We start from the raw sequence: 26,063 nt of genomic DNA on the forward strand, positions 1-26,063 counted from the left end.
GGCAGTAAGGCAAGCTTATCCCGTGGTGATTTGGCCGGTCGGCTTGCAGCCACGTTAAACAAGTGGCTAAAAAGACCGGGTGCTTGTAACCGGTCTGCTTTTGCGGCCGGTTTTTTTGTTTTGAAGGTGATCACATGAGCAATAAATGGCGCCCGGCAACCCAACTGGTTCACGGCGGTACGCTACGCTCCCCGTACGGCGAGACGTCTGAGGCGATCTATCTGACACAGGGTTTTGTCTATGAAAACTCCGAGGCTGCGGAAGCACGCTTCAAGGGTGAGACAGACGGCTTCATCTACGCACGTTACGCAAGCCCGACCAACGACATGTTCGAAAAACGCATGTGCCTGCTGGAAGGTGCTGAAGACGCCCGCGCGCTTGCCTCCGGCATGGCTGCCGTCACCGCAGCAATCATGTGCCAGCTTCGCGCCGGCGATCATATCGTTGCAGCTCGCGCACTGTTTGGTTCGTGCCGCTGGGTGGTGGAAACACTTGCCCCGAAATACGGCATCGAGTGCACGCTGATCGACGGTCGTGATCTGGCCAACTGGGAACAGGCGATCCAGCCGAACACCAAGCTGTTCTTCCTTGAAAGCCCGACCAACCCGACACTTGAGGTGGTCGACATCGCCGGTGTTGCCAAGCTTGCCAACCAGATTGGTGCAAAGGTTGTCGTCGACAATGTGTTCGCCACGCCGCTTTTCCAGAAGCCGCTGGAACTCGGCGCGCATATCGTTGTCTACTCTGCGACGAAGCACATTGACGGCCAGGGCCGCTGCCTCGGCGGCGTCATCCTTTCCGACAAGAAGTGGATCGAAGAGGAACTGCAGGATTACTTCCGCCATACGGGCCCGGCGATGTCGCCGTTCAACGCCTGGACGCTGCTGAAAGGTATCGAAACCTTGCCGCTGCGCGTACGCCAACAGACGGCGAACGCAGGCAAGATCGCCGATTTCCTGGCTGGCAACAGCAAGGTTGCGAAGGTCATTTATCCAGGCCGCGCCGATCACCCGCAGGCTGACATCATTGCAAAGCAGATGACCGGTGGCTCGACGCTGGTGGCGTTTGAACTCAAGGGCGGCAAGGATGCGGCCTTCGCACTCCAGAACGCCCTGGAGGTCGTCAAGATTTCCAACAATCTCGGCGATGCAAAGAGCCTGATCACGCATCCGGGCACAACAACGCACAAGAACCTGACCGACGAGGCGCGCGCTGAACTCGGCATTTCCGGCGGCACGCTGCGTCTTTCGTGCGGCATCGAGGACACCGACGATCTGCTGGAAGACTTCGCGAAAGCTCTAGAAGCGGTCTCCGCTTAAGCTCCTGCCCTGGCCCGGCGGCAACGTCAGGCTAGGGTCTACATAATGGGTTTCAGATTTTAACTGCCTGGTTCGGGCAACCGAAATTTACCTTTATCGTTATCCCTAGTGGACGAAACCCGAGCGGCTGGAGCCCCAAGACCTCCGCAAGTCGTTCATTTTCTTGACGATAAGCAGCTCCTATAGTGTAGGATGCAGGCACAAGGCATAATATCGAGGTGGCGCGTATGTACCGTGCTCTGACAAGGGACATCGAGGTGACGGTTGATCCGTATTATCTCGAAGAACAATCCGATCCGGATGACGACCGCTATGTTTGGGGTTACAAAGTCGTGATCTCCAACAACTCAGACCTGTCAGTGACGCTCGTGAACCGATACTGGCACATTACCGATCAGAATGGACAGGTGGATGAGGTCTACGGACCTGGCGTCGTTGGTGAAAAGCCGCATCTGAAACCGGGCGACACCTACGAATATTCATCCGGTTGTCCGCTCGACACACCATCGGGACTGATGTTTGGACATTATGAAATGGAAGCAGACAGCGGCGAAGTGTTCACTGTGACGATACCTGCGTTTTCGCTGGATTCGCCAGGACTTCTGCGTGTTCTGAACTAAGGTTTGAAAAAGGCCGCACCAGAGGACCGGTGCGGCCTTGCTGTTTTTATCAGGCGTTCTCGAGTTCGCTGACGTCGTACCGATAGGTGGTGGAGCAGAACTCGCAGGTCACGGCAATCGCACCGTCTTCCTGGCTTACCTCAATCTCCTCGGCCGTAAAGCCGCTCAACACGCCCTTGATCTTTTCGCGAGAACAATTGCAGCGATCGACGACCGATTGCGGTTCGTAGATGCGCACGCCGCGCTCATGGAAAAGACGGTACAATAGTCGCTCAACCGGCACCTGCGGGTCGGTGAGCTCGTCGGTGTCCACCGTATCCAGCAAGGTCACCGCTTCCGTCCATGCATCGTCTTCGACATGACCATGACCGTTCTCGTCGCCATCACCGCCATGAAGATCACGCGAGCGGAGCCGTTCCGGGGCCTGCGGCAGGAACTGGGCAATCACGCCCCCTGCCCGCCATCCGTGGCGTGGCTTGCCGTTGGCATCACGGTCAAAGAACTCCGCCACACCGAGCCGCACCCGTGTGGGAAGCTGTTCCGACTGACGGAAATAGACACCGGCAATCTCTTCAAGCGAAGAACCGTCGAGCGGCACGATGCCCTGATAAGGCTGCATGCCCGCACCCTGATCGATGGTGAAGGCCAGAATGCCCGTTCCCAGCAACTGCTCCGGCGAGGTTGCGCCAGCAGCCGTAGCTTCGGCCAGCCGCTCATCATCAAACCGCGCATAGGCGCGCATGCTCTCAGGCGCAGAGAAATCCGCGACAAGCAGATCGACGGGGCCATCACCCTTCGTCTGAACCGTCAGCTTGCCGGAAAACTTCAGCGAGGTGCCGATCAAGGCCGTCAGGACCGTCGCCTCTGCCAACAAGCGGGCAACCGGCTCGGGGTAATTATGGCGCTCAAGAATAGCATTCAGCAGCGGCCCCACCTGAACGGCGCGACCGCGCACGTCCAGACCTTCGACCTGAAACGGCACGACCTTATCGTCGCCGGCAAAATCGAGATCATCCAGTTCAACTGTTGCGTCTGCCATATCCATACTCCTTGGCGCAGCCAAATGCGCCGCAACCGGACAATGCCCGGCGTTCCGACTTTCGTTTTTTTGCTTGTCGCACACGTTGCCGGAGAGAGAAACCACTGCCAGACAAAATCGTGCAAAACGTGACGATGGCCCGCCAGGTAATATCCGGCGAGCCCTTTGAAGTGCCTCAGATGGTTATAGGCGCAGCAAAGTTCAAGAACCTGCTGCGATACCGCATGCAAGCGGTGCGGAGAACGTCAGATGACGCCCATGCACCATGCAATGACGGACTTCTGCGCATGCAGGCGGTTTTCGGCTTCATCGAAAACGACCGATTGCGATCCGTCGATGACTGCGTCGGTCACTTCCTCACCACGGTGAGCCGGCAGGCAATGCATGAAGACTGCATCCTTGTCGGCCTTTGCCATCAGGGCTTCATTGACCTGATAGGGCTGGAAGATGTTGTGGCCGCGCGCCTTGTGTTCCTGGTTCATCGAGACCCAGGTATCGGTGACCACGCAATCCGCACCGGCAACAGCCTTGTCAGCATCGTGGCAGAGCATGATGTCACCACCATTGTTGCGGGCCCAGTTCAGGAACTTGTCGTGTGGCTCCGAGCCCATCGGCACGGCCATGTTCATCCGGTAGCCAAAGCGTGCGGAGCCTTCCACGAAGGAATGCAGCACATTGTTGCCGTCGCCTGTCCAGGCAATCGTCTTGCCCTTCACCGGACCACGGTGTTCTTCGAACGTCAGGATATCCGCCATGATCTGGCAGGGATGGGTGTCATCTGTGAGGCCGTTGATGACAGGAACGGTTGCGTGTTCAGCAAGTTCGAGCAGGCGGGTGTGATCCGTGGTGCGGATCATGATCGCGTCCACATAACGCGACAACACCTTGGCAGTGTCGCCGATGGTCTCGGCGCGGCCAAGCTGCATCTCTGTGCCGGAGAGGAAAAGCGTTTCGCCGCCGAGCTGGCGCATGCCTACGTCAAAGGAAACACGGGTTCGGGTAGAGGGCTTTTCGAAAATCATCGCCAGCATTTTGCCGGCAAGCGGCTTTTCTGCCGTACCGTTTTTCGTGGCGATCTTGCGCACCCGCGCATCGTCGAGAATTGTCCGCAAATCCTCTGAGCCGACGGCAGAGAGGTCGAGAAAATGTTTTGGTGAAGCCATGCTACCCTGTCCCAATGCTTGCGGACCTGTCAAAGCAGGTCCGCCTTAACCCTTGTCACGCGATCTTCGCCTGCTTTGCCGCTGTCAGAGAGGCGGCAGCCGTTTCGATACGCGAAAGACCCTCTCGCGCTTCTTCCGCCGTGGTAACAAGCGGCGGCAGAAGGCGCACCACGTTGTCGCCCGCAGGCACGCCGAGCAGATGCTCTGCTCGCATCGCCTGCAGCAATTCGCCTGATGGTACGCGCGCCTTGATGCCGAGAAGCAAACCTTCGCCACGGATTTCCTCGATCACGTCGGGGAAGCGATCCTTGAGCGAAGCAAGCCCCTGACGGAACACCAGCGCGACATCACGCACTCGTTCAAGGAAGCCGTCCGCAAGAACAACGTCCAGTACGGCATTGCCGACGGCCATGGCGAGCGGATTGCCGCCATAGGTCGTGCCGTGCACGCCTGCGGTCATGCCGGAAGCCGCATCAGCCGTCGCAAGGCAAGCGCCGAGCGGGAAGCCGCCCCCAATACCCTTTGCAACAGCCATGATGTCAGGCGCAACGCCAGTCCACTCGTACGCAAACAGTTTGCCGGTACGTCCAACACCCGTCTGAACCTCATCAAAGATCAGCAGCATGCCGTGTTCGTTGCAGAGATCACGAAGCGTCTGCAGGAATTCCTTGCTGGGCGCGCGAATGCCGCCCTCACCCTGGATCGGTTCGATCAGCAGGGCTGCCGTCTCATTGGTGATAACGGCTTTCAAGGCCTCGAGATCACCGAACGGTACCTGATCGAAACCTTCAACCTTGGGGCCGAAACCTTCGAGATATTTCTGCTGCCCGCCTGCAGCGATTGTTGCCAGCGTCCGGCCGTGGAACGCACCTTCAAAGGTGACGATGCGGAACTTTTCCGGGTGGCCCTTGGAGTAGTGATAACGGCGTGCAGTCTTGATGGCACATTCCAGCGCCTCAGCACCGGAGTTGGTGAAGAACACCTTGTCAGCAAATGTTGCTTCGGTCAGGCGCTTTGCGAGCTTTTCCTGTCCGGGCACTTCATAAAGGTTGGAAACGTGCCAGACCTTTTCAGCCTGCGTCTTGATAGCCTCGACGAGATGCGGATGCGCATGCCCCAAGGAATTGACAGCAACACCGGCCGCAAAATCGAGATATCGCTCGCCGCTTTCCGTGAACAGCCAGACGCCCTCACCGCGTTCGAAACGCAGCGGCGCTCTTGAAAACGTATCAAACAATGGCGCGTTGGCTTCGGCCATGGCTGCATCACTCCTTGCGCAAATGCGCTTTCATATCGTTGTCAATAGGTGGACAAGGTTATCCCTTGCCTGAAAATCAAAAATGCCGCCTTGCGGCGGCTGGGGCACTATTGTCACTTCAACTGCCGATGTCAACAAAAGTCCTCATTTTCCGGCGTTCCCAAGTCATAGTGGGAACACGTGACCGAACCACAAGGTGTTGCCTTTCGGACTCTCCTGAACAGCAAGTTGGGGAAAACCGGAAAATCGATTCCAGATGATTCCCGCGACTCTTGCCACGGAGTCAGCCTCACACTAGGTTAATCGTCAATTACTAGACTGCATTGCGGCGGAACTAGTCACCAAAAATCCGGCGGAATTGACACTCGGAGTGCGCTCGCGAGATGGAGAAGGATTCTGCCGAAATAGACGCGACGAGCGGAGAAGCGGCATGAACTGGACGGATGAACGAGTCGAAAAACTCAAGAAACTTTGGTCCGAGGGCCTCAGTGCCAGCCAGATAGCGGCACAGTTGGGTGGTGTAAGCCGTAACGCCGTTATCGGCAAGGTTCACCGTCTCAATCTTCCGGGCCGCGCCAAGGCTGGCGGAACCGTGACATCGGCGCGCTCTGCACCGAAGCGTACGGCACCAGCGGCACCTCGTACGGCAACCTACACCGCCCGCGTCAACACCACGCCGGTTCGGACCGTGGCACGCGCCAGCGTTGCGACAGCCCTTCACGAAGAGATGGATATCGAGACCGCTCAGGTGCTCGAATACGTTCCTTCGCGCGATATCGTTACGCCGGCCTCGCGCCGCCTGACGCTGACGGAATTGACCGAGCGCACCTGCAAGTGGCCGGTTGGCGACCCGCTGAAGGACGACTTCCATTTCTGTGGCTGCGAAGCCCTGGAATCTTCGCCCTACTGCAAGTTCCATGCGAAGCTCGCCTACCAGCCTGTCAGCGAACGCCGCAAGGCATAAGCGGAACAACACGGAATAAAAAAACGGGCCTTACGGCCCGTTTTTCGTTTAGGGTATGTGATGTTGGATTATGCCGCTTCCATGGAATAACCGGCGCCACGGACCGTGCGGATGACATCCTGCATGTTCGAAAAATTGAGCGCCTTGCGCAGACGGCCAACGTGGACGTCAACGGTCCGTTCGTCCACATAGATATCGTGACCCCAGACGCCATCCAGCAACTGCGAACGGGAGAAAACACGACCCGGCGATGTCATCAGGAATTCCAGAAGACGGAACTCGGTCGGTCCCAGGCGCACTTCACGCGTCTTACGATGCACGCGGTGCGTTTCCCGATCCAGTTCGATGTCGCCGCATTTCAGGACTGACGACAAAACCTCTGGGCGGGCGCGACGCAGCATCGCCTTGACGCGTGCCATCAGTTCCGGCGTGGAGAAGGGTTTCACCACATAGTCATCCGCGCCTGTGGCGAGACCGCGAACGCGTTCGCTTTCTTCGCCACGCGCTGTCAGCATGATGATCGGCAAACGTTCGGTTTCCGCCCGCATCCTCAACCGGCGGCACAGTTCGATACCGGAGACGCCAGGCAACATCCAGTCCAGGATCAGGAGGTCGGGAACCCGCTCCTGCAATCTGATCTCGGCCTCATCGCCACGCGGTATCGTGTCGACGTCGTAACCCTCAGCCTCAAGATTGTAACGAAGCAGAACGCTCAGCGCCTCTTCATCTTCAACAACTGCAATCTTCGGTACCATACTGAACTCCGCAGGTCTGCCGGTCTGTTACTCGGTCACGGAACCGAGAGTGTTGGAACTATCGTCCTTCGGACGCTCACCTTCCGGCTGGCTGCCGGTGGTCATGTAGTAGATCGTCTCGGCGATATTGGTCGCATGGTCGCCGATACGTTCGATGTTCTTGGCGCAGAACAGAAGATGCGTGCAGGTCGTGATGTTGCGCGGATCTTCCATCATGTAGGTCAGCAGCTCGCGGAAGAGCGAGGTGTACATCGCGTCGATTTCTTCATCGCGTTCGCGGATGGCCTGCGCCTTCTCAGCCGAACGTGTCGAATAAACATCGAGAACTTCCTTGAGCTGCACGAGGGCAAGCTCGGAGAGATGTTCGAGGCCGCGAGCCAGCTTGCGTGGAACACCGGTTCCTGCAACGGCAATCACGCGCTTGGCGGTGTTTTTGCCGAGATCGCCGACGCGCTCAAGATCCGCCGCAATGCGCAGCGTACCGATGATTTCGCGCAGGTCGGCAGCCATTGGCTGGCGCTTGGCGATGGTGACGATGGCCTTGTCGCCGATTTCACGCTCGGCGTGGTCAAGGATCGCGTCGTCGGAAATCACCTTCTGCGCCAATGCCGCATCGGAATTGACAAGGGCGCGAACGGCGTCCGCGCACATCTGCTCCGCCAGGCCGCCCATTTCGGCAATCCGGCGGCTGAGGAATTTCAACTCGTCGTCGTAAACCGACATGATATGCGAATGCGTCGTTGTCTGTGTCATGATCTCGTCCCTGGGCTTTGCCTTCCGTTTTCACCTGCTGATGGCGGGTGGCAGAACGGAGGCGCCAAACTTGTTCGGTTTCTCTGAGGCGCTGAGCGGGCAATCAGCCGAAGCGGCCCATGATGTAGTCCTGCGTGCGCTGGTCATCCGGGTTGGTGAACATCTTGTCCGTTTCGTTCTCCTCGACCAGATGGCCAAGATGGAACATCGCGGTGCGCTGCGAGACGCGAGCGGCCTGCTGCATGGAGTGGGTTACGATCACGATCGTGAAGTTGGCACGCAGCTCATGGATCAGTTCCTCGACCTTGGCGGTAGCGATCGGGTCGAGGGCCGAGCAAGGCTCGTCCATGAGGATCACTTCCGGGGACACGGCAACTGCGCGTGCGATGCAAAGGCGCTGCTGCTGACCGCCGGACAGACCCGTACCGGATTCATGCAGACGATCCTTCACCTCATTCCACAGACCGGCCTTCTGCAGGCTGGACTCGATGATCTGGTCCATATCCGCCTTGTTACGGGCGAGGCCATGGATACGCGGACCGTAAGCAATGTTTTCGTAGATCGACTTCGGGAACGGGTTCGGCTTCTGGAACACCATGCCGACACGAGCACGCAGTTCCACCACGTCGATTGCCGGATCGTAGATATCATCCGTATCGAGCGTGATCTTGCCGGTGACCTTACAGCCATCGATCGTATCATTCATGCGGTTCAGGGTACGCAGGAAGGTGGATTTGCCGCAACCGGACGGACCAATAAGCGCAGTAACGGTATTTTCGCGGACATTCAGGTTCACGTCGTAAAGCGCGCGCTTTTCGCCGTAAAAAACCGAAACGTCCTTGCCAATCATCTTGTACGAAACTTCATTCATTTTCTTGTCCAGCGCCTTTTCAACTGCTGCTTCCGACAACATGTTCATAGCTTTCTAGCTCCCTTTACCAGCGCCGTTCGAAGCGGCGACGCAACAGGATTGCGCCAACATTCATGACGATGAGGAACAGGAGCAGGATGATGATAGCGCCAGATGTTCTTTCGACAAAGGCACGCTCTGCTTCGTTCGCCCACATGTAAATCTGTACCGGCAGTGCCGTCGAAGGATCGAGCGGCGTCGTCGGGTAGTTCGCAACGAAGGCCACCATGCCGATCAAAAGCAGCGGCGCCGTTTCGCCAAGGGCGTGTGCGAGGCCGATGATCGTGCCGGTCAGAATGCCAGGCATGGCAAGCGGCAGCACGTGGTGGAAGATCGTCTGCATCTTCGATGCGCCAAGACCAAGGGCAGCGGCGCGAATGGACGGTGGCACAGCCTTGAGGGCAGCGCGGGTCGCGATAATGATGGTTGGCAGCGTCATCAATGTCAGGACGAGACCGCCGACCAGCGAGGCCGAGCGCGGAAAGCCCATGAAGTTGATGAAGACCGAGAGACCAAGCAGACCATAAACGATCGAAGGAACAGCCGCGAGGTTGTTGATGTTCACCTCGATAAGATCCGTCAGGCGGTTTTTCGGTGCAAACTCCTCGAGATAGATCGAGGCTGCAACGCCAATCGGCAACGACAGCACGAGAACGATCATCATCATGTAGAAAGAGCCGATCAGCGCCACGCCGACGCCGGCAGCTTCCGGACGGCTCGACGCGCCGTTGACGAAGATGCCCGTGTTGAAATGCTTGGCAAGCTGGCCGCTCTCAACGAGCTGGTTCATCCAGCCAAGCTGCTGGTTCGAAACGCGGCGGTTGTTTTCATCCACCGTCAGGTCGACCTGACCCTTGAAGGCGCTGTCGACATCGCCAGAAGCGAGCAGCGTCACATTTCGCGTCGTGCCGATGATCGAGGGATCAGCGGTGACAATGTCACGCAACTGGGTGCGGACGCTGTCCGAAATCATGGCGTTGACGGCCCGCAGACCGGCGCGGTCCGTCGGTGCCACTCCAAGAACCTTGGCAACCGCATCACGGGCGATCACTGGGTAGTTGGCGGTCATGAGCTTCGTCGGATTGGTCGCACGCTCGTTCTTGGGATCGATGATCTGCTCGGAGAATTCCACCGGCACAGTGATCATCGTCTGTTGGAAGGCCGTGTATCCCTTGCCGACAACCGACCAAAGAAGCAGGAACAGGAAGATCAGACCGAAGGAAATCGCTGCCATTCCATAGGCACGGAAGCGACGTTCTGCGGCATAACGGCGCTTGATGCCGATATCACGCCGGGCCGGTGCACTTGTGGCACCGCCGGTTGCGGGAGAAACGATGTCGGTCATTCATACTGCTCCCGGTATTTGCGCACGATGTAGAGCGCATAGATATTGAGGCATAGCGTGATGGCAAAAAGCGTGATGCCGAGCGCGAAGGCGACCAGCGTTTGTGGCGAGGTGAACTCGAGGTCACCCGTCAACTGGCTGACGATCTTCACGGTGACGGTGGTCATCGGCTCAAGAGGATTGATCTGCAGGCGGGCAGCAACACCGGCGGCGAGAACCACGATCATGGTTTCACCGATGGCGCGAGAGGCCGTCATCAGAAGCGCGCCGACGATGCCTGGAAGAGCGGCCGGAAGAATAACCTTCTTGACCGTCTCCGAGCGGGTCGCACCGAGCCCCAGCGAACCATCACGGAGCGAACGCGGCACGGCGGTGATGATATCGTCCGACAGGGACGAGACGTAAGGGATCAGCATGATGCCCATGACGAAACCGGCCGTCAGAACGCTCTGTGCCTGAATGAAGTTCGTGTAGTTGCCGGTGGCAAGGCCGTTGATCTGTGCGGAAATATCGCGCAGGAACGGTCCGACCGTCGTCAGGGCGAAAAAGCCGTAGACGATCGTCGGAATGCCGGCGAGAACCTCAAGCAAGGGCTTTGCGACCGAACGCAGCTTCGGTCCGGCATATTCCGACATGTAGATTGCCGAGAACAAACCAACCGGAACGGCGACAAGCATCGCGACGAAGCCGATATAAAGTGTGCCTGCGAGCAGCGGGATCAGACCGAACTGACCGGAACTATCCGTCGCACCGGCTGCGGCAAAACGCGGGTCCCAGACCGTGCCGAAGAAAAATTCGTGCGCCGGAACCATGGTGAAGAACTGGATGGCTTCCGTCAGCATCGAAAGTACGATGCCGATTGTCGTCAGGATGGCGATCGAAGAGGCAACCAGCAAGGAGGCAAGAATGACCTTCTCGACCTGATTGCGCGCTCTGAAACGCGGCGCGATGGACCGAAGCGCATATGCGCCGCCAGCCAATGCGGCTGCCAGCACCACAACGATCATCGCCAACCGGCTGGTCGACGTCATGCCATTGAGTGTGCGCGCGGCATCGATCATATAGCGCTCTGGGTCGCCAGCAATTGCGACGCCCTTGGACGCCAGCAACGGACGGGTAGCGGCAGTATCCGCTTCGACCTGCGCCAGTTCCTCGGTGTTCAATCTCTGCAGACCACGTGCAATCGACGTTACCATGCCATAGGTCAGGCTCTGCTGCGCTTCAGGCTGCGCACGCACATCTTCAGGAAATCCGCCGCGCACGGCTGACGTGACCATCAATGGGCTGATCACAAGCCAGACTGCGAGGATGAGCGCTGCGGGCAAAACGGCCCAGACGACAGCGTAAGAACCGTGATAGCCAGCACGGGAATGCATGCTGGAGGGACGCCCCCCAGAAAGCGCAACGGCCCGGCGACTGCCAAGCAGATAACTGCCGATGCCGATCAGCGCCAGTACCAGCAAAAGAATGGATGTGTTCATTAGAGTTCCCTCGGCGTGCCTCAAAGGCACGGTGCGATATCGGGCAAATTTAAAGTCATCAAAAAGGAGACTGCTGGATCATCCTTTGAAAGCCTGCCGCCTCCCTCTAGGAAAGCCGGACAGACGTCAAGGTTGATACGTCCTATCCATCTGAAATCATGCACGCAATGATGAATAGGAACTGTCAACCGAGGACAAACGAAGCGAAGGGCGCGGACAAGCCGCGCCCTTCAGCCTTATTACATCGTGGAGCCGGCGCCGAACTTCGAGCGGATTTCTTCACGCTCTGCGTCCGGAGCTGCAACCAGGCCGTAGTTGGCGAGCGGAGAGTCAGGGCCGATCATCTCGTCCGAAACGAAGAACTCAACATATTCCTTGAGGCCAGGGATAACGCCGAGGTGAGCCTTCTTCACGTAGAAGAACAGCGGGCGCGAAACCGGGTACTTGCCGCTGGCAACAGTCTCGGTCGACGGAACAACACCGCTTACGGTCGCAACCTTGAGGCGGTCAGCGTTGTTTTCGTAGAAAGCCAGACCAAATACGCCGAGGCCGGTCTTGTTGGCGTCGATGCGAGCGAGGGTCTCGGTGTAGTCGCCGTCGATATCAACAGCAGCGCCGTCCTTACGAACAGCTACGCACTTGGCGGCAGCCTGCTTGGCGTCGGAAACCAGACCCTTGATAACGTCGGTTGCGCCAGCTTCCTTGCAGCCGTCAGCCATGATCTTCTCTTCGAAGACTTCGCGCGTGCCGTGCTTGGAGCCAGGGATGTAAGCGGCGATCGCTACATCAGGCAGTTCCTTGTTGATTTCAGACCACTTCTTGTAAGGGTTGGCAACGAGCTTGCCGTCCTTGATAACTTCTGCGGCGAGACCGAGGTAAAGGTCCTTAGGCTCAAGCTTTACGTCCGGGTTGGACTTGTCCATGGCGAAAACGATGCCATCGTAACCGATCTTGACTTCCTGAACGTCGGTCACGCCAGCTGCCTTGCAGGCAGCCAGTTCGTCAGCCTTGATGGCGCGCGAAGCATTGGCAATGTCGATCGTGCCTTCGCCAACGCCCGAGCAGAATGCCTTGAGACCGCCGCCCGTGCCGCCAGACTCAACAACCGGAGCCTTAAAGTTCGGGAAGGTTTCAGCGAAGGTTTCAGCAACGATCTTTGCGTAGGGCAGAACTGTGGAAGAACCAGCAACCTGGATCTGGTCGCGAGCAGCGGCGGCGCCAGCAAAGGCGACAGAGGCCACCAGGGCTGCTGCGGAAAATTTAACGATATTCATTTGTCTCTCCCATCGTGGGCTTGTTTGTGGACGCAGCCGATAGCGGCATTCGCTCGTAGCTTGCGCTCGGCGACCTCTTCTTAACCACCGTAGCCACATCCTTTTATGTCATTTGCATAAAAGATTTGTGACAATCTATACCTTTGAATTTTAATGATTTTATTGAATAAGCCGACAATCGCGGCGTCTTTTATGTCAGAATCTGACGGTAAAGTCGGTTCCGACGTCCAGCTCGGACTTGATAATGAGGCGGGCACGGTGGCGGGTAAGGATATGCTTAACGATGGCAAGCCCCAGCCCGGTCCCCTTTTTCGAGCGGCTGTCAGCAACGCTGACGCGATAAAAACGCTCGGTCAGTCGCGGGACATGCTCGGCCGGAATGCCCGGCCCCTTGTCTACAACGCTTACCTCGACCGGGCTTCCCGGCTCGGCACGTAACCAGACATCGACAATTTTGCCTTCCTGGCCATATTTACAAGCGTTTTCAACGAGGTTCTGGAAAACCTGTACCAACTCGTCACGGTCACCATCCACCTCAACCGGATGGTCCGGCAGGTGCAGATTGATGGTCATCTCGAGATCTTTCGCCAGAGGCAAGAGTGCGTCCCTGACATGGCCGATGACGGATACGAGATCGACCTTCTGATCGGGGGCGATGTTGGCGCGCAATTCAAGCCGCGACAACGACATGAGGTCGTCCACCAGTCTGGCCATTCTGGTGGACTGATCCAGCATGATCGCAAGGAAGCGTTCCTGGGCCTTGGGATCATTGCGCGCCGGACCTTGCATGGTTTCGATGAAACCGCGCAGAGAAGCCAGCGGGGTGCGCAACTCATGGCTCGCATTGGCGACAAAATCGCTGCGCATCCGGTCGATGCGACGCAGTTCCGAGACATCGCGGAACGAGAGTATGTAGAATGCAGGCCCAACACCCTTCTGCACATCGGCAACGGCAATCCGTGCGATGAAAACCCGTTCGGACGGCAGCCGCTCGAAATGTTCGATCTGGTTAGGCTGACCGGTCGCCACGGTTTCGCGGATGGCGTCAAGCAGACCAGGTGAGCGGAGTCTTGCCGAAATATGCGCGCCAACAGGCAAAGCACCGAAAGCCCGTTCCGCAGCCCCGTTCTGAAACAGAATAGCCGTGTTCTTGTCCAAAATAAAAATGGGCGTATCGAGAACGGCCAAACCCGCCCTTACACCGGCAATGACATTTTCACCGACCTCTTCCCGCTCTTCGACAACAGGGGCTTCCTCTTCGATGACAAGGTCGCGCTTTTTGCTTTTAGCGACAAGCAGGATGGCAATGACGGCGCCAAGCCACAATGCGGCAGGCAGATATGGCGAATGCAGCTCAAAAAGGGCGACAATGGCAAGCATCGTGACGATAAGGATCGGCATCCAGCTATGGCGCAACTTCCACCACAAATGCCCGCCCCTCTCCTCACCTTCCATAGATGCCATTTTCGCCTGCTTTCCGATTCTCGCTCAATGACGCAATCGAAATCTCATATGCCAGCTTTATGACAGATATTCATCACGACACGCGTTTCACAGCCTATATCCACGAAATTAAGCCGGCAACATATCCCGCTCCCCGCGCTTGAATTCCGTGTGCGAATGTGAACTCAATGCCGGACAAAGCATTCATAGTGCGATGAAGGGAGCGAGCATGGGAACAGAGGTGAAAGATCGGTCGGTCGAACTGACGATTGACGGAAAGACACGTGTCTTCGATATCGACAATCCTGTCCTCCCGGATTGGGTGGAGAGCAAAAAGCTCTCATCTGGCGGCTTCCCCTACGACAAGAAAATGAAGCAGGACGAATACGATGAGACGCTCGAAGCGCTACAGATAGAACTCGTCAAGGTTCAGTTCTGGTTACAGGCGACCGGTAAACGCATTCTCTCCGTTTTTGAAGGACGTGATGCGGCCGGAAAAGGCGGGGCGATCTTCGCCACCCGCTCCTACCTCAATCCGCGCTATGCACGCGTGGTTGCGCTGCCAAAACCGACGGAAACAGAACGTGGGCAATGGTACTTCCAGCGTTACATCTCGCACTTCCCGACGGCTGGTGAACTCGTTCTCTTCGACAGATCCTGGTACAACCGCGCCGGTGTCGAACCGGTGATGGGCTTTTGCACGCCAGATGAGTACAAGCGATTCCTGAAGGAAACGCCACGGATGGAAAAAATGCTCGCCCATGAGGGGATCTATCTGTTCAAATTCTGGCTCGACATCGGCCGCGAAACACAGCTCGACCGTTTTCATGATCGCCGGCACAGCCCGCTGAAGTGCTGGAAACTGTCAGACATGGATATTGCCGCGCTGACAAAATGGGATGATTACACGGCCAAACGCGACGAGATGCTGGAAAAGACCCACACGGATGTCGCGCCCTGGACTGTGGTACGGGCCAATGACAAACGGCGGGCCCGCGTCAATCTCATCCGTCATATTCTGAGCGCGCTTGATTATGACGGCAAAGATAAAAAAGCGATCGGCGAGATCGACGGCAAAATCCTCGGATCAGGACCGGGCTTTCTGAAATAGCCAAGCTTGCAAAGCGAAAGAGCGCCTTTTCGGCGCTTTTTCTTATTGACCTGGCAGAATACGGACCGAGTAGACGTTGATCGACCGGCCATTGCCGTCGATGTCGCTGTTGATGAAGATACGTCCCGGTGCGTTGGGGGCCAGAGACCGTTCGAAAGTCGCATTCAACAGCATGTCGGCCCGCTCTGCCGTTGCCGTGAAGCGGTGACGCGAACAATCGCCCAAGGTTGCGAAATCGCAAACAATGGAGACCTGGGTCTGCCGGTCGGTGGACGATTGCATGGTGATCGATATAGTCGAGGACTTGCCCGCCATATCTCTCAGCACCTCGACTGGAACCTCGACGCTGACACTGCCGTCCTGCGACGTGGATCTGGATGTCACGCGTGCCGCCTTGCCTGCAGGCGTGGCAATACTTTCGATACCGGCCCTGCTACCCGCCTGAATGCCGGCAGCACCGCGCTCTGCGTTGAACAATTCAACCCAGTCATCTGAAAAACCACGACCTGCGGAAAGACTTGGCGCCGGTTCCGTGCCGGTAAAATCTTCCGACTGAACTTCTGCCGGCGGGTTGGGCACACTCGTATCCCGCTGCTCCGGCGACAACAGCAGACCGGAAGAGTAAACCCACCACGCGCCCATGCCGACAAAGGCAAGGAGCGTCACCATCACGAAAAATTTCGTAAAAAATCCACGCCGTTTCTTGCGCGGTACAGCACCCTCTGGCCGAAAGGCAAGCGAACCGTCACCCGTGCGCTTGTTTTTCACCGGCGATGCTGCCGTTCGCGGTTCCGCCCGGAGCGTCTCCACATGCGGAGCAGTAGGTGTGGCATCCCGCGTTTCGCCGCGCAATTCCGGCTCAACCGAAATCTCGTCGTGCTGCTCTTGATCGGCCGGCTTGGCATGCGCTGCATTGTCATGATCATGCGGCTGCGGCTTCAATTGCCGTTCAACGGCATCGAGAAGGCGATTGCGCTCTTCGTTTTCGATCACATGGATAAGCGTTTCCAGGCGCTGGCGCTGCTGGGCTACCACCTGCGGGTCGTCTATGCCCTGCTTGCGCAAACCTGCCTCAAGTGCCTGCCTTGACGACTGATAAATCCGCGCACGAACTTCGGCGTTCGATCTGTCCGATTTCTCCAGAGCATTTCTGATTGCCGTTTCGAGTCCGCTCACGCCCGATCCTTGTTCTGCTGCCTTGCAAAAATTTGCGGCATTGCGCCATTCTATTCAGGATTCGGTAACGTCTAAGCGCCGCGTCCGCAAGCACCCTTTGGGATAAAGGTCGAAAGGCAATGGGAAAAACCGTTCATTGTGGCGTGGTGACCGCAGATGTTCGACAATCACCATGCCGTTTGTGTTTTCGCTTTCATTCCCTGATCGAGCGCGATAATGCTTACGTGCGCGTAAACGTAATTCATGGGAGGAAATATGTTACCGTCCGTACTGAAAGACAATCTGCGTCTTCCGGTCATTGCCTCGCCGCTTTTCATCATTTCACATCCGCAACTGACGCTGGCGCAATGCAAGGCGGGTATCATCGGCGCGTTTCCCGCCCTCAATGCCCGGCCGGAAAGCCAACTCGACGAATGGCTGGCCATGATCACCGAGGAACTGGCTGCCCATAACAAGGCCAATCCGGATCGACCCGCAGCCCCCTTCGCGGTCAATCAGATCGTTCACATGTCGAACCGGCGTCTGGAGCACGATCTCGGTCTGTGCGTCAAATACAAGGTGCCTATCGTGATTTCCTCGCTTGGGGCAGTGCCAGAGGTCAACGCGGCTGTGCACTCTTATGGCGGCATCGTGCTGCATGACGTCATCAATAACCGGCACGCCCGATCCGCCATTCGCAAAGGTGCAGACGGCCTGATTGCGGTTGCGGCTGGTGCCGGCGGGCATGCGGGTACGCTTTCGCCCTTCGCACTTGTGCAGGAAATCCGAACCTGGTTCGACGGACCATTGTTGCTGGCCGGCGCGATCGCCAATGGCGGCTCCATCCTCGCCGCGCAGGCGATGGGGGCAGATATGGCCTATATCGGCTCACCCTTTATCGCAACGCAGGAAGCGCGCGCTTCCGATGCCTACAAACAGGCAATCGTCGAGGCCCACGCCAACGACATCGTTTATTCGAATTACTTCACGGGCGTTCACGGCAACTATCTGAAACCCTCGATCGTCGCGGCGGGCATGGACCCGGACAACCTGCCGGAAGCCGATCCCTCGAAAATGGACTTCGAAACGGCCACTGGGGGCGCCAAGGCCTGGAAGGATATATGGGGCGCGGGACAGGGCATTGGCGCCGTTAAGGCGATCGAACCCGTCTCAGATCTCGTTGACCGACTGGCCTGCGAATACAATGCCGCCCGCCAGCGCCTTTGCGCGATAGCCTGAAGGCTCGCCATTTAAACATCGGAACAGGCAAGGCTTTTGCGGATTTTTCAAAACTCGTGCATTCAAGACTTGAAATCCGTAAGCATTGCCTGTATCAGCCCGCCATGACGCTGATCCGAGACATTTCGGATCGCAAGTCGGGCCGCTTTAGCTCAGTCGGTAGAGCACATCATTCGTAATGATGGGGTCACGTGTTCGAGTCACGTAAGCGGCACCATTTCTTCCTCCCCCCAGAATTCCATTGTTTCAAGTTCCGCGTTATTGCTTCGCAGACCTGTGAAACCACATATGACCTGCATGCGTTGATCGTTAAACGCGCTCACATGAAAGGTTTATCGTGGACGTTATTCGAATTCTTATTGCCATTCTCCTGCCACCCGTTGGCGTCTTTCTCCAGGTGGGGCTTGGCCTGCATTTCTGGATTAACATTCTTCTGACGATCTGCGGCTATGTGCCGGGCATCATCCACGCGATCTGGGTGATCCTGAGAAAATGAGCATTTAACTGCCTCTCTCTTTCTCGCGTTCCGATGCGCGAGAAAGTGATGACTTATGCCTTTCCGGGAACATCCTTTGATCCTGCACGTTACTAGTCAGCATCAAGGGAGATACGCCATGAACCAGATCATTTACATCGTCGGTCTCGTCGTCATCGTGCTGGCGATATTGTCGTTTTTCGGATTTCGCTAGTCATCGTTGTCAATTCGCGCAGTTGCGAATATTCTTAAAAAGAGGAGCCCGCTTCAAGGCGGCGTTCCCTTTTTTGGTTGCTGTGAATGAATTTCGGTGTCGCGTTGCTCTGGGAGGTGCACGATGAAGAACGAAAGATGGACAGAACCCGTTGAAGTCAACCTTGAGGCTTGCGGCAAGAATACGGTTGTTGGTCCGCTGGAAGCACTGGCACTACTGACGGAGCGCTGGCCGAATACACGCGGGCTCAGCTTCGTAAAAGCGCGAAGCGCCTGCAGAGCTGCGCTCGATGGACGCAAGTCTCCAGAGGAAGCCCGCAGATGTTTCACCGATGCGGTGTCTGAAGTTCAAAACAAGACCCATTGATGAGAAAACAACCCATAAAAAACGGCCCATTCGGGCCGTTTTCTTCGTGTATTCGACGATCTGCCGTAAACACTACATCCAGTATGGCGAGACGCCGTAGTAATCGTAAACCTTACGGTCCTTGGCATTCAGAAGCGCTGCATCGTCGAGTTCAGCAAAATGCGGTGCGTTTTCAATCTGCTCTTTGGTCAGATCGATGCGGTAGCCATCAAGCTCTTCATCGTAGTGGAGCTTTTCCCATGGTAGCGGATAGTAGTCATCGCCAATCCCCAGGAAGCCACCGAAGCTAAGGACCGCGTAAGCAACACGACCACCATGCTTTTCGAGAATGACGCGCTGAATGGAACCGATATGTTTGCCGTCGGCACCGTAAACGCGGGTGCCTTCTACCTTATCGCTCGCGATAAGGCTCGGCGTATCCTTGACATAGGGGTCCTGTCCGGCGCGGGGTTCGTTATGCAACATGACGTAACTCCTTTCGATTTTTCCTCTCTGGTGTCACGTCTGGTAAACCCATGTGTCCGGAAATCGTTCCGGCTTTTTTATAGGCGCCTACTGGCGGCTTCGCTGCCAGGCCGATGGGGAAACGCCAACCATCTTGCGGAATACGCGTGAAAAATGCGCTTGATCCGCGAACCCCGCGACAACCGCAATGTCGGTCAGCGGCATCTCCGCCTTTGCCATCAACTCTTTGACACGATCGATACGTGCCTGCATTTGCCACTGGTGCGGCGGCAGGCCGGTCGATGCCTTGAAGGCGTGGCTGAAATGCGACTGTGACAGGTTGGTCAGTTCCGCCAGTTCCTCAAGACGAATGGAGCGAAGGCAGTTTTCGCGAATATGATCGGTGGCGGCCCTGAGCTGCCAGGCAGCGAGTTTGCTGCGCTTTCTGGCAGGTTCGCGTTTCACCTTGAGAAAATCCGTCAACAGGGCCAGCACCAGGCTTTCGCCGTAGAGATCATGCAACGGATCGGGATTGTCACACTCGGCCGCGATAAGCCGGGCGAGCGTCAGCAAGCGCTCGTCTTCGAACATCAGGTGCGGATCGAGCAGCGCCTCCGGGTCAAACCCTTGGGACAATCGCGTCCCCAGCAATCCGGCATCGAAATGCAGATCGAGATGGCGCACAAAGGAAACGTCCTTCAGCTCCGCATAGACATCCACATCGGCAGGAACGAAAGAAATCCTGTTTGCGTGTGACGCCGTATAGCTGTCACGGCGGCAGCGGTTCATCATGAACCGGCTGTCGTCCTTCCCGTTCATATCCAGCAAGAAGACGAAGCGCGGGTCTTTGCCAACATAACGACCGCCTGCGCGGGGTGCGCAGCGAACGTCCCAGAGATCGGCGACAATACCGTTCCACATGCGCGAGCGCGGCCCGCCGACAACGGCAAAACCCTCGATTTCATTTTCCATGCGAACGCGGAATGCCATCGCGTCTCTATCCCGACAGGCGCGATTACGCGCTATAAACATGAGTTCAATATTCATGTTTATAGCGGCAAAAAGTTGCGACCGCAACAGCAGCCGCCTTTTGCAGTTTTTACTGCCAGCTCAGGCTTTCGACCTTCTCGCGAAACGCGAACCGAAGCAGGTGACTTTCGACAACCGATTTCGCGCGGTCCAGTTTCTCGGCATCGGGTGCGGAAACGAAGATCTTCAATTTTTCAGGCTCTGCATCCAGTTTTGCCGCACCGAAATCAAACTGGCACTCACCATGGGCTTCGTTATAGGTCACCTCGATCTTGTGGGCGAAATGCTTGAACAGTTGCACAAGATATTTGCTGCCGCTTTCGGTTTTCAATTCGGCTCTGGCTTCCAGCATGAAGCGTTTCCTTCCCGGGATATTTCAACAAGACTTTTACAGTCATCTTTTATGGGCCCGGGAAGGCAAACTCAAATGAAGAGTTGGTAATCAAAGCGCGGTCGGCTCTAGCTTACCACTTCTTCGACAGCTTGAAGGTGATCGTCCGGCTGTCACCCCAACCGCAAACGGAAGCCCCGCCGCAGCTCTTGACGTATTCTTTGTCAAACAGGTTCGACACGTTGACGGATGCGGTCCAGTCATTCTTTTCGTAACGGATAGCCGCATCGAAAACAGCCGCATCGGGAACACGCAGCGTATTTTCCGCGTCAGCCCAGGACTTGCCCTGATAACGCACGCCACCACCAATGCTGAGACCCTGCAGCGCATCGTTGGTGAAGGCGTAGTCCAGCCACAGCGACGCCGCATGGTTCGGCACGATCCAAGGCGATTTGCCGATCAGGTTGGGGTTGGCATCCTTGGTAATATCGAGGTCCGTATAAGAATAGGACGCAATCGCCTTCCAGTTCTCATTCAGATTGGCCTTCGCCTCCAGCTCGAAGCCGGTGGATTCCACCTCGCCGAACTGGCCGCTGGTGGTGATACCGCCGGCTGTGTAAGACACGATGGCATTCTGCTTGACCAGCTTGAAGACGGAAGCGGTGATGCTGCCATCAAAGAAACTGGGCTCGTATTTCAAACCGGCCTCGAACTGGTGCCCTTCTTCCGGCACTGCGGCGCTGCCGTCGGCCAGCGTGTCGATCAGCGGATTGAAGAATGTCGCTGCCGAGACATAGGGTGTCAGCCCATTGTCGAACTCATAAGCAAGACCAGCACGACCGCTCAGGGCGTCATCGTTGGAACGGCGCGACACGCCGGACGGCAGACGATTGTCAAGTTTCGTGTCGACGTAGTCATATCGACCGTTCAAGGTTACCAGCCAACCATCGCCGAAACGCAACTGGTCCTGCGCATAGATACCGATCTGCTGCTGCGTCACGACATTGTCGGCGTAGGTAAAATTCGTGCCCTGTGTTGAGCCGTAGATAGGATTGAGCGCACCGATCGGGTTGGACCCGCAGCACTTCTGCACCTGATCGAGCTTGTAATATTTGTAGTCGAGACCGAGAAGCAGCGAATGGCTGATCGCACCGGTGTCAAACTCGCGTTCGGCACGGTTATCGATGCCGAAGCTGTCCACCTTGGAAAGACCGTCATAACCGAAGCGCGTCAGCATGTAGTCGCCGGTGGTTGCGTCAAGGATCGGCTGACCGTTCGCATCCGCGTTCGCCCAGCCGCCCGTGTAGGGTCCGGTTTCACGCTTGTAGAGATGTCCATACCGCGCGTTCTGGCTCAGCTTCCAGCCATTGTCGAATTCGTGGCTGACTTCGTAACCGACCATCGACTGATAAACACGTCCGTTGTCGAGATCAGGTTCGCCATAAAATGCTTCGCGGCTCAACTTGCCGAAGGGCGCATCCACAACCGTGCCGACATAGGGCAGGAAGCCATTGCCAACATGGGTCTGATCGAGCGCCGAGAAATATCCATAGATTGTCGCGCTGGTTTGCGCATCGGGTTCGAAGGTCACCTGCGGCATGATGAAACCGCGCAGATCTTCAGAATAATTGGTGTAGTTGTCGCCGCCAGAGACTTTGCCGGTCACACGATATTTCCACACACCCTGTTCATCGACCTTGTCGCCAAGATCGAACCCAAAGAAGGCATTGCCGAAATTGTTGATGCCGATTTCCGTTTCGCGGATCGGTTCGTCTTGCGGACGTTTGCTGACCATCTGCACGATACCGCCAGGATTCGCGCCGCCATAAAGGACAGAAGCCGGACCCTTCAGAACCTCGACACGTTCCAGGCCATATGCATCCATCTGGAAGCCGCCGAAACCGTAGCTGAACAGGTTCAGGCCATCCAGGAAGACGCCAGTCTGAGTTGCCTGAAAACCGCGGATGTAGAACCAGTCCGTATCAGGATCTGTACCGAAAGGCTCGGCCGTGACGCCAGGCGTGTAGCGCAGTACCTCGTCGACCTTGGTAACGACGCCGCGATTGTTCATCTCCTCGCGTCCGACAACCGAGACAGACTGCGGTATGTCCTTGGTGTCCGTATTGGTTTTGGAACCAGTCGCGGTTTTTTTCGCAACATAACCTCTAACAGGGCCCGTGGCGTTTTGCGTTCCCTGCCCCTCAACGGTAATCTGCTGCAGAACAGTTGTGTCCTGCGCATTCGCCGACAGAGGCAGCATGCAAATTGCGATTGCCGAGCCTGTTGCCAGGCGGCTCAAAAACGCCACGTTCAAATTTTTCAAGACATGCCCCAAAACATACCGGCGGCAGTCACAATTTCGACAAGCCGCAACACCTCATTAAGATGAGTATTTACATCAGGAATAAGGCGGAACGCTTGTTCATTTCTGGCAGGATTTGAAGCTTCTTGGCCTCTTGCGCCGCAAAACACGATCGCGAGGCAACGCAACCTTACGCTCTGCGCCGGCCCACACTTGCGAGCAACATGACAGGGAGAATCCCGATACAGACGATTGCCAAGGCCGCAATCGATGCTTCCTCATAGGTGCCGCGCGCAGCTTCCCCGTAAAGATGGGTAGCAAAGGTTTCAAAGTTCAGCGGTCGCAACAGCAGCGTTGCGGGCAATTCCTTGACGCAATCCACAAAGACCAGAAGGCCTGCAGCAGCCAGAGATGCTCTGGATAGCGGCAGATGAATTTGTCGAAAGGTCTGAGTAGCCGAGCGTCCAAGGGTGCGAGATGCATGGTCGAAGGACAGGGGAATGCGGCTCAATCCTGTATCAATGCCACCCGCCGCGATGGTCAGAAAGCGCGCCGTATAGGCGTAAATCAGGGCTGCACCACTGCCGATCATAAGCAGACCGGTGGAAATGCCAAAAATCTCTTTCATGCCTGCATCGAGAAAACGGTCGAAGCCGCCCAGTGCAATCAGCACACCAATTGCAATTACCGTTCCCGGTGCTGCGTATCCTACCGTTGAAAACCGAAACGACCAGAGCGAAGCTCGACCAGGAGCAAGCCGCATGGCATAGGCGACGACAAGTCCGAAGAAAACCGTCATCAGAGTTGCGATGCCAGCAAAAACGATGGTGTTGAGCGCTTCACTGGCAAAGCGTGCCGAAAGACCATTGAACTGAAAACGCTTCCAGGCCTCAACCACGAGATAGGTGGCGGGTGCAATAAAGCCGATGACGACGGGCACCATACCGAGGCCAAGCGCTGCCAAGGCCTTCAGGCCGTAAAGCCTGACCGGTTCCAGTTCTCTGTTTTTCTGCGCTGAAGAAGCATATCGCTGCTTGCGCCGAGCCCACCGCTCCAATGCCACCAGACCGACAACGATAAACAACATGAATAGCGCAATTTGCGCGGCACCCGGCAGATCGGATTTGGTGATCCAGGTGGTGTAGACGGAGACTGTGAGGGTGCGAACGCCGAGAAACTCCGAAGCGCCAATATCATTCAACGCCTCCATCAGGGCGAGACTGACCCCGACGGCGATGGCCGGTCGCGCCAAGGGAATTGCAACCTTCATGAATGCGGCATGGCGCGAGACGCCAAGCATGCGGGCCGCTTCAAGGAGATTGCCGGCCTGCGTCAGAAACATGGCCCGGACAGGAATGTAGATGTAGGGGAAGAGAACAAAACCGAGAAGAATGATGCAGCCTGCCATGGAGCGTATATCCGGCAGGCGGAATTCCCGAGGGCTGGAGTATCCAAGCAGCCACCTGACAGCACCCTGCACGGGGCCAATCGGGTGGAGAATATCCAGATAGGCATAAGCGACGATGTAGGTCGGCATGGCAAGCGGCAACAGCAACGCCCATTCCAACATTTTTCGCCCTGGAAAGTCATAAGCGGTGACAAGCCAGGCGGAACAGGTTCCGACCACCCCCGCCAACAGGCCGACACCCGCCAAGAGAACGACCGTTTCCGGCAGCGCCGTCATCAGAACGGTCGATCGCAAATGTGCCCAGAGCCCCTCAGAGCCCTGAATGGCCTGCGAAACCAGCGCCAGCACCGGAACCATCGAGGCAATCGCGGCAAGCAACGACAGGCAGAGCCACCAGAACGAGGAGCGAAACCTTGTCCCGGTGCGCGCTACTGGTCGCTGAATGGTGTCTGAGATCATGCGCTTTTCTACAAACAGGCAAAGGCGCCCGCATCAGCGAGCGCCCTCTTTTCATTGTGAATTCGACGTTTAGTTGTCGAAGCCAACCTTGTCGACCAACTCGCTCGCCTGCTTGCGATGGGAGACGATTTCCGTCAGCGGCTTGTTATCGATCTTCAAGGTACCGAAAGAGGCAATGATCTCGTTCAGAGCAGCACCCTGCTTGACCGGATATTCATAGTTGGCTTCGGCGTAGATCTTCTGGGCTTCATCCGAAACGAGATACTCCAGTAGCTTGACGGCTTCGGCTTTGTTCGGTGCATTCTTGGCGACGGCTGCGCCGCTGATGTTGACCTGCGTACCGCCGTCCTTAAAGGTCGGCAGAACTACCTTGATCGCGTCGCCCCACTTGACCTGTTCCTCACCGCCCTTGCCGGAGCGCATCAGGCCGACATAGTAGGAATTGGCGATACCGATATCGCAAATGCCACCGAGAATATCCTTGGCAACGTCGCGATCACCGCCGCCAGCCTTGCGCGCCAGATTGTCCTTCACACCTGCAAGCCACTTTTCGGTCTCTTCAGCACCGTGGTGGGCAATGTAATCTGCAAAAAGCGCGGTGTTGTATGGGTGCTGGCCAGAGCGGATGCAGACCTTGCCCTTCCATTTGGAGTCCGCCAGATCCTCGTAGTTGAACGAGGTCAAGTCGACGTCCTTAGCCGCATAGAGGACGCGTGCGCGCATCGACAAGGCAAACCAGTTGCCTTTTCCATCGCGAAGCTCCGCCGGAATTGCCTTGGTCAGAACCTCGGATTCCACCGGCTGCGTTACGCCCTTTTCAGCCAGGTCGACAAGATTGCCGGCATCAACTGCCATAAGAATATCTGCTGGCGAACTCGCTCCTTCGCTCAACACGCGCTCTGCAAGACCGTCCTTCAAAAACACGGTGTTGACCTTGATACCGCTTGATGCCGTAAAGGAATCGAGAAGCGGCTGGACAAGGCCGGGCTCGCGGGTTGTGTAGATGTTCAATTCGGCCGCAGCGGCTGTGCCGGCAGAAAAGGCAGCCGTGCTTGCAAGCAGGGCAATGTTGGAAAGCTTTGTCATGGTATCGTCTACTCCCTCTTAAACGTCACACAAGATGGGCAGCAGACATCATACCTGATGCATCAAATCAAGTTTTATCTGGACATTCAGGCAGCCGTTACGATCACCAAAAGTTGAAAA

General features: G+C 56.7%; 24 protein-coding genes, 1 tRNA gene and 1 riboswitch. Of the genes, 8 read left to right on the forward strand and 17 right to left on the reverse strand.

The annotated features are described in order from the left end of the window. Positions 1 to 12 precede the first annotated feature (12 nt). A riboswitch (SAM riboswitch) is annotated at positions 13 to 91 on the forward strand. Positions 92 to 134: 43 nt separating this feature from the next. After that, positions 135 to 1,319: an O-succinylhomoserine sulfhydrylase gene (locus ACIQT8_RS14690; protein WP_138794448.1), complete on the forward strand. Its 1,185-nt coding sequence runs from the start codon at positions 135 to 137 to the stop codon at positions 1,317 to 1,319. A 227-nt stretch (positions 1,320 to 1,546) separates the two neighbouring features. Next, positions 1,547 to 1,939 carry a Co2+/Mg2+ efflux protein ApaG gene (gene apaG, locus ACIQT8_RS14695; RefSeq protein WP_138794447.1) on the forward strand — a complete coding sequence of 131 codons (393 nt, stop codon included), beginning with the start codon at positions 1,547 to 1,549 and terminating at the stop codon, positions 1,937 to 1,939. A 49-nt stretch (positions 1,940 to 1,988) separates the two neighbouring features. On the opposite strand, the gene ACIQT8_RS14700 is transcribed toward apaG, so the two are convergent. The 3 genes from ACIQT8_RS14700 to ACIQT8_RS14710 all read right to left on the reverse strand — a co-directional run bounded on the left by ACIQT8_RS14700 (position 1,989) and on the right by ACIQT8_RS14710 (position 5,399). Next, positions 1,989 to 2,978 carry an Hsp33 family molecular chaperone gene (locus ACIQT8_RS14700; protein ID WP_138794446.1) on the reverse strand — a complete coding sequence of 330 codons (990 nt, stop codon included), beginning with the start codon at positions 2,976 to 2,978 and terminating at the stop codon, positions 1,989 to 1,991. A gap of 245 nt (positions 2,979 to 3,223) precedes the next feature. Then, entirely contained in the window at positions 3,224 to 4,141 is a 918-nt protein-coding gene (gene argF / locus ACIQT8_RS14705) for an ornithine carbamoyltransferase (RefSeq protein ID WP_138794445.1), read from the reverse strand. A gap of 55 nt (positions 4,142 to 4,196) precedes the next feature. Further along, positions 4,197 to 5,399 (reverse strand): aspartate aminotransferase family protein, encoded by a 1,203-nt coding sequence (locus ACIQT8_RS14710; protein ID WP_400966514.1) that lies wholly within the window; start codon positions 5,397 to 5,399, stop codon positions 4,197 to 4,199. Positions 5,400 to 5,829: 430 nt separating this feature from the next. Between ACIQT8_RS14710 and ACIQT8_RS14715 the strand changes: the two genes are divergently transcribed. Next, entirely contained in the window at positions 5,830 to 6,363 is a 534-nt protein-coding gene (locus ACIQT8_RS14715) for a GcrA family cell cycle regulator (protein WP_138794443.1), read from the forward strand. Positions 6,364 to 6,431: 68 nt separating this feature from the next. On the opposite strand, the gene phoB is transcribed toward ACIQT8_RS14715, so the two are convergent. The 7 genes from phoB to phoR all read right to left on the reverse strand — a co-directional run bounded on the left by phoB (position 6,432) and on the right by phoR (position 14,345). Next, positions 6,432 to 7,118 (reverse strand): phosphate regulon transcriptional regulator PhoB, encoded by a 687-nt coding sequence (gene phoB, locus ACIQT8_RS14720; RefSeq protein WP_138794442.1) that lies wholly within the window; start codon positions 7,116 to 7,118, stop codon positions 6,432 to 6,434. A 27-nt stretch (positions 7,119 to 7,145) separates the two neighbouring features. Continuing rightward, positions 7,146 to 7,871, reverse strand: coding sequence for a phosphate signaling complex protein PhoU (gene phoU, locus ACIQT8_RS14725; RefSeq protein ID WP_138794441.1), 726 nt, complete (start codon positions 7,869 to 7,871; stop codon positions 7,146 to 7,148). Between the two features lie 103 nt (positions 7,872 to 7,974). After that, the gene (gene pstB / locus ACIQT8_RS14730) at positions 7,975 to 8,790 is read right to left on the reverse strand and encodes a phosphate ABC transporter ATP-binding protein PstB (RefSeq protein WP_138794440.1); all 816 of its coding nucleotides are present in this window, start codon (positions 8,788 to 8,790) and stop codon (positions 7,975 to 7,977) included. Positions 8,791 to 8,806: 16 nt separating this feature from the next. After that, a complete protein-coding gene (gene pstA, locus ACIQT8_RS14735; RefSeq protein ID WP_400966519.1) occupies positions 8,807 to 10,126 on the reverse strand; it encodes a phosphate ABC transporter permease PstA in 1,320 nt (439 codons plus the stop codon). Then, a complete protein-coding gene (pstC, locus tag ACIQT8_RS14740) occupies positions 10,123 to 11,607 on the reverse strand; it encodes a phosphate ABC transporter permease subunit PstC (protein WP_400966522.1) in 1,485 nt (494 codons plus the stop codon). The genes pstA and pstC overlap by 4 nt, the downstream gene beginning before the upstream one ends. 239 nt (positions 11,608 to 11,846) lie before the next feature. After that, positions 11,847 to 12,881 carry a substrate-binding domain-containing protein gene (locus tag ACIQT8_RS14745; RefSeq protein ID WP_400966525.1) on the reverse strand — a complete coding sequence of 345 codons (1,035 nt, stop codon included), beginning with the start codon at positions 12,879 to 12,881 and terminating at the stop codon, positions 11,847 to 11,849. Positions 12,882 to 13,076: 195 nt separating this feature from the next. Continuing rightward, the gene (phoR, locus tag ACIQT8_RS14750; protein ID WP_400966528.1) at positions 13,077 to 14,345 is read right to left on the reverse strand and encodes a phosphate regulon sensor histidine kinase PhoR; all 1,269 of its coding nucleotides are present in this window, start codon (positions 14,343 to 14,345) and stop codon (positions 13,077 to 13,079) included. A gap of 208 nt (positions 14,346 to 14,553) precedes the next feature. Between phoR and ppk2 the strand changes: the two genes are divergently transcribed. Further along, the gene (ppk2, locus tag ACIQT8_RS14755; RefSeq protein ID WP_138794435.1) at positions 14,554 to 15,435 is read left to right on the forward strand and encodes a polyphosphate kinase 2; all 882 of its coding nucleotides are present in this window, start codon (positions 14,554 to 14,556) and stop codon (positions 15,433 to 15,435) included. Positions 15,436 to 15,477: 42 nt separating this feature from the next. Here the strand turns inward: ppk2 and ACIQT8_RS14760 are convergent, their stop codons facing one another. After that, entirely contained in the window at positions 15,478 to 16,611 is a 1,134-nt protein-coding gene (locus tag ACIQT8_RS14760; RefSeq protein ID WP_400966532.1) for a hypothetical protein, read from the reverse strand. Positions 16,612 to 16,866: 255 nt separating this feature from the next. On the opposite strand from ACIQT8_RS14760, the gene ACIQT8_RS14765 reads away from it, so the two are divergent. From ACIQT8_RS14765 to ACIQT8_RS14780, 4 genes are all read left to right on the forward strand, one after another. Continuing rightward, positions 16,867 to 17,829, forward strand: coding sequence for an NAD(P)H-dependent flavin oxidoreductase (locus ACIQT8_RS14765; RefSeq protein ID WP_400966534.1), 963 nt, complete (start codon positions 16,867 to 16,869; stop codon positions 17,827 to 17,829). Between the two features lie 141 nt (positions 17,830 to 17,970). Continuing rightward, positions 17,971 to 18,046 (forward strand) — tRNA-Thr (locus tag ACIQT8_RS14770). 120 nt (positions 18,047 to 18,166) lie between these two features. Then, entirely contained in the window at positions 18,167 to 18,325 is a 159-nt protein-coding gene (locus tag ACIQT8_RS14775; RefSeq protein WP_138794432.1) for a YqaE/Pmp3 family membrane protein, read from the forward strand. A gap of 316 nt (positions 18,326 to 18,641) precedes the next feature. Continuing rightward, a complete protein-coding gene (locus ACIQT8_RS14780) occupies positions 18,642 to 18,884 on the forward strand; it encodes a DUF982 domain-containing protein (RefSeq protein WP_138794431.1) in 243 nt (80 codons plus the stop codon). Positions 18,885 to 18,956: 72 nt separating this feature from the next. Here the strand turns inward: ACIQT8_RS14780 and ACIQT8_RS14785 are convergent, their stop codons facing one another. The 6 genes from ACIQT8_RS14785 to ACIQT8_RS14810 form a co-directional block, all read right to left on the reverse strand. Next, positions 18,957 to 19,349 carry a PRC-barrel domain-containing protein gene (locus ACIQT8_RS14785; RefSeq protein ID WP_262524115.1) on the reverse strand — a complete coding sequence of 131 codons (393 nt, stop codon included), beginning with the start codon at positions 19,347 to 19,349 and terminating at the stop codon, positions 18,957 to 18,959. Positions 19,350 to 19,436: 87 nt separating this feature from the next. Then, positions 19,437 to 20,318 (reverse strand): helix-turn-helix domain-containing protein, encoded by an 882-nt coding sequence (locus ACIQT8_RS14790; protein WP_400966539.1) that lies wholly within the window; start codon positions 20,316 to 20,318, stop codon positions 19,437 to 19,439. A gap of 109 nt (positions 20,319 to 20,427) precedes the next feature. Beyond that, positions 20,428 to 20,709 (reverse strand): DUF2218 domain-containing protein, encoded by a 282-nt coding sequence (locus ACIQT8_RS14795; RefSeq protein WP_138794429.1) that lies wholly within the window; start codon positions 20,707 to 20,709, stop codon positions 20,428 to 20,430. Positions 20,710 to 20,821: 112 nt separating this feature from the next. Continuing rightward, the gene (locus tag ACIQT8_RS14800; RefSeq protein ID WP_400966542.1) at positions 20,822 to 23,011 is read right to left on the reverse strand and encodes a TonB-dependent siderophore receptor; all 2,190 of its coding nucleotides are present in this window, start codon (positions 23,009 to 23,011) and stop codon (positions 20,822 to 20,824) included. 169 nt (positions 23,012 to 23,180) lie between these two features. Beyond that, positions 23,181 to 24,857 (reverse strand): ABC transporter permease, encoded by a 1,677-nt coding sequence (locus ACIQT8_RS14805; RefSeq protein ID WP_400966545.1) that lies wholly within the window; start codon positions 24,855 to 24,857, stop codon positions 23,181 to 23,183. A gap of 69 nt (positions 24,858 to 24,926) precedes the next feature. Continuing rightward, positions 24,927 to 25,943, reverse strand: a complete 1,017-nt coding sequence (locus tag ACIQT8_RS14810; RefSeq protein WP_400966548.1) for a Fe(3+) ABC transporter substrate-binding protein — start codon at positions 25,941 to 25,943, stop codon at positions 24,927 to 24,929. Between the last annotated feature and the right edge of the window lie 120 nt (positions 25,944 to 26,063).

It is taken from the genome of Agrobacterium sp. NPDC090273 (genome assembly GCF_044772305.1).
GTDB lineage: Bacteria > Pseudomonadota > Alphaproteobacteria > Rhizobiales > Rhizobiaceae > Agrobacterium.

Bases quoted from the DNA above. Each gene is read 5' to 3' on its own strand.
- ACIQT8_RS14690 (WP_138794448.1), top strand. From the start codon at position 135: ATGAGCAATAAATGGCGCCCGGCAACCCAACTGGTTCACGGCGGTACG.
- apaG (WP_138794447.1), top strand. From the start codon at position 1,547: ATGTACCGTGCTCTGACAAGGGACATCGAGGTGACGGTTGATCCGTAT.
- ACIQT8_RS14700 (WP_138794446.1), bottom strand. From the start codon at position 2,978: ATGGCAGACGCAACAGTTGAACTGGATGATCTCGATTTTGCCGGCGAC.
- argF (WP_138794445.1), bottom strand. From the start codon at position 4,141: ATGGCTTCACCAAAACATTTTCTCGACCTCTCTGCCGTCGGCTCAGAG.
- ACIQT8_RS14710 (WP_400966514.1), bottom strand. From the start codon at position 5,399: ATGGCCGAAGCCAACGCGCCATTGTTTGATACGTTTTCAAGAGCGCCG.
- ACIQT8_RS14715 (WP_138794443.1), top strand. From the start codon at position 5,830: ATGAACTGGACGGATGAACGAGTCGAAAAACTCAAGAAACTTTGGTCC.
- phoB (WP_138794442.1), bottom strand. From the start codon at position 7,118: ATGGTACCGAAGATTGCAGTTGTTGAAGATGAAGAGGCGCTGAGCGTT.
- phoU (WP_138794441.1), bottom strand. From the start codon at position 7,871: ATGACACAGACAACGACGCATTCGCATATCATGTCGGTTTACGACGAC.
- pstB (WP_138794440.1), bottom strand. From the start codon at position 8,790: ATGAACATGTTGTCGGAAGCAGCAGTTGAAAAGGCGCTGGACAAGAAA.
- pstA (WP_400966519.1), bottom strand. From the start codon at position 10,126: ATGACCGACATCGTTTCTCCCGCAACCGGCGGTGCCACAAGTGCACCG.
- pstC (WP_400966522.1), bottom strand. From the start codon at position 11,607: ATGAACACATCCATTCTTTTGCTGGTACTGGCGCTGATCGGCATCGGC.
- ACIQT8_RS14745 (WP_400966525.1), bottom strand. From the start codon at position 12,881: ATGAATATCGTTAAATTTTCCGCAGCAGCCCTGGTGGCCTCTGTCGCC.
- phoR (WP_400966528.1), bottom strand. From the start codon at position 14,345: ATGGCATCTATGGAAGGTGAGGAGAGGGGCGGGCATTTGTGGTGGAAG.
- ppk2 (WP_138794435.1), top strand. From the start codon at position 14,554: ATGGGAACAGAGGTGAAAGATCGGTCGGTCGAACTGACGATTGACGGA.
- ACIQT8_RS14765 (WP_400966534.1), top strand. From the start codon at position 16,867: ATGTTACCGTCCGTACTGAAAGACAATCTGCGTCTTCCGGTCATTGCC.
- ACIQT8_RS14780 (WP_138794431.1), top strand. From the start codon at position 18,642: ATGAAGAACGAAAGATGGACAGAACCCGTTGAAGTCAACCTTGAGGCT.
- ACIQT8_RS14785 (WP_262524115.1), bottom strand. From the start codon at position 19,349: ATGTTGCATAACGAACCCCGCGCCGGACAGGACCCCTATGTCAAGGAT.
- ACIQT8_RS14790 (WP_400966539.1), bottom strand. From the start codon at position 20,318: ATGGCATTCCGCGTTCGCATGGAAAATGAAATCGAGGGTTTTGCCGTT.
- ACIQT8_RS14795 (WP_138794429.1), bottom strand. From the start codon at position 20,709: ATGCTGGAAGCCAGAGCCGAATTGAAAACCGAAAGCGGCAGCAAATAT.
- ACIQT8_RS14805 (WP_400966545.1), bottom strand. From the start codon at position 24,857: ATGATCTCAGACACCATTCAGCGACCAGTAGCGCGCACCGGGACAAGG.
- ACIQT8_RS14810 (WP_400966548.1), bottom strand. From the start codon at position 25,943: ATGACAAAGCTTTCCAACATTGCCCTGCTTGCAAGCACGGCTGCCTTT.